Annotated in this window: 1 protein-coding gene and 1 pseudogene; both read right to left on the bottom strand. The window is 68.7% G+C overall.

Features of this window, described 5'->3' with window-relative positions; genetic code table 11:
* Positions 1-1,124 (bottom strand): hypothetical protein (locus WC493_RS23310; RefSeq protein ID WP_373069053.1); only part of this gene is annotated, 1,124 nt, incomplete at its 3' end.
* A 107-nt stretch (positions 1,125-1,231) separates the two neighbouring features.
* Positions 1,232-2,674, bottom strand: a pseudogene (locus WC493_RS23305) (hypothetical protein); the annotation flags it as partial.

The raw sequence follows: 2,674 nt of genomic DNA, 5'->3' as shown, positions 1-2,674 counted from the left end.
GTCTTCGAGGTCGCGTAGTTGCCGATCGAGGCGTCACCGAAGAACGTCTCGGGAAGACCGACCGCGGCGGCGACCTGCAGGAGCAGGAACCTGGAGTCGGAAGGGCCGGTCGTGGCGCCGGCCGTCTTGATCGGCTGCAGGTCCATCCCTGCGTTCTCGATCTGCATGGAGCCGGCAAGCGGCGGCGGGTTCGTCTCCCCGGCCGTGCGGCTCACCGTCGTGCCGTAGGCAGCCTTGGCGGCTGCGACCTCGGCGGCGCCGCCGGCGACCTTGGCCTTCCAGGCGAACTTGCGCAAGCTTCGCGTGATCGAGGCCCAGTCCTCGAGGTGCTCCTTGTGGGCGCGCGCCCAGTCGAGGGCCGCGTAGACCTCGCTCGTGCCGAACTGATCGAAGAAGAAGCCGCCCGTCTTCACGTGCATGATCGGCGAGTCCCACTCGACCGGCTTGCCGCCGATGCTCTCGAGGCGCTCCTCGCCCTTCGGGTCGTAGCGCCAGTCGGGGTAGTAGGTGATGTCCTGCTTCCAGGTGATGCGGCCGGTCTGCGGGTCCATCTCCTGGCGCTGCCAGACTCGTTTGTAGTACCAGGGCTCGGAGCGGTCGCCCGGGTTGCAGATGATCTCCTCGATCTCCTCGAACTGGATCGGGCGCACACGCAGAACGTCGGAGGCCACGGCGGGCTTGAAGATGCACAGGAAGACGTTGCCGGTGCAGCGCAGCTCCTTCTCGGCGTCGCCGAGCGCCTGCTGCCCGGTGAAGGCCTCCTGGTTGCCGTGGTCGTCGAGGAACTCCTGGATGACCTCGTTGGCGCGCTCGTCGCCGCAGGTGACACTGACGCCCTGGCCGAAGACGTAGAGCCGCTGCACCTCGACGCCGCGGTTGATCAGCGGGTTCTTGCGGTACATCAGGCGGCTGATCTTGGCGATGTCGTTCAGGCCGGCCCGCGAGAACTCCATCTCGCCGGTGATGCCGAGCTGCACCCAGCCGCGATCCTCGAGAGCCAGCTCAAGCTCGGCGAGGCGCTCGGTCATGGCGCTCTCCATGACGGCGAGCTGCCCCAGGCGCGCCTCGGCCTCGCTCAGAGGCGCAGAGACGGCGTCGGGCGTCGGTGTGTCGGTGGCTGCCACGTATACATCGTGGCAGTGGTCGACGTGCACCTGGGGCGCAAGATGCGAGCCTAGAGACGACAGCTTCGCGAACTACCTGCCTGGGGGGACGGGGGGCAGGTAGGTAGTTAGTAGCGGCCCATGAAGCCGTCCTCGTCCTCGTAGACGACGCGCATCGTCTGCGGCTCGGGCGGCGGCAGGTAGAACGCCTGGATGACGGCGTCGGCGAAGTCGGTTGAGCGGCCGATGCGCTCACGGATGTCGTCCTTGCTCTCGACGGCAATCTTACCGCCGGAGGTGACGCGCCAGCGCGGCGCGGTCAGGTCGCTGATCAGGTACTCGTTCGGGGGCAGCGCGACCTGCGGGTCGTTCGCCGGGTCGAGGAACTCGCGCATGGCCCACCAGGCGGCGCTGCGCTTGTTGACGAAGCCAAGCTCTCCGCTGATGTCGAGGACAGGCGTCGACTCGCCGGCATTGAAGGCGACCACGTTGAAGCGCTCCTCGCGCAGCCGGTCGACCACGCCGGCGCCGACGCCGATCACGTCGACGACCGCGTAGCCCGCCGGGTGGGCGCGCAGCACGCCGGCCGCCCTGCCCGTCGTCGCCATCGTGTCGGCGTAGTTGTAGTCGCGCAGCTCGGTGATCACGGGGCCCGAGCGCAGAGCGAGCACGGTGCGGTCTGCGCCGCCTCGCGCCACGTCGACACCGACGCAGGTCATCGGCGGCAAAACGTTTGTCGCCTTCCATGCATGCCAGCGCTCGACAGCAGCCTCGACCCAGGAGAGCGGAATGACCAGGTTCTCTGCGCTCGATGCGAACTCGCCCAGCACCTGCGTCACGTAGAGCGCCGAGTCCTCGCCCCACTGCAGGGCGCGCTTGGCCGCCCAGTCCGGGTTCATGCGCCCGGCATCGATCACCTGATCGCGGGAGACCGCCGAGGCGTGCCAGTCGAGCACGTGCGGCTTGCGTGACTGGATCTCATAGAAGCGGCCGGCGGGCTCGCCCGGCGTCGAGCAGCAGTAGGCGTAGCATTCGCCGATCGAGAGCGCTCCTTCGACGGCGTCGAACGTCGCGTTCGGGATGACCTTGGCCTCGTCGAGGATGAGCAGCACGTGGTCCGCGTGGGCGCCCTCGATCAGGTCGGAGCGCTCCGGCGACGCGGCGCTGGCCTGCCCGGTTGCGAGGTTCAGACCGAGCTTGAGCAGCTCGGCGTTGGCGATGTAGGGATCGCGGCCGACCTTGCCCCAGTTCAGCCGCCGCGCCCACTTGTGCACCTCGGGCCAGAGGTAGGCGGTCAGCTGGTGCCACGACCCGGCCGTCGTCACCGCCTTCCAGTCCTCGCCGTCGCGAGTGAGGGCGAACCAGTGCAGGGCGATCGCCTCCGAGGCCGTCTTGCCGAGGCCGCGAGGTCCGCGCGTGCACTCGCGGCCGTTCGCTGCCAGGCTGGCGAGCGACTCCTGCTGGTACTCGGTGAGGAAGCTGCCTTCCGGCCAGGTGATGCAGTCGGCGGCGAACGCTACAGGGTCGGACCAGTAGCGTCGGACAGGAGCGCTGCGACGCCGCTGGCGCTC

It is taken from the genome of Zavarzinia sp., from assembly GCF_041650655.1.
GTDB lineage: Bacteria > Pseudomonadota > Alphaproteobacteria > Zavarziniales > Zavarziniaceae > Zavarzinia.
Note: the sequence above shows the minus strand (reverse complement) of the source record. Positions and strands in the feature narration are given on the sequence as shown.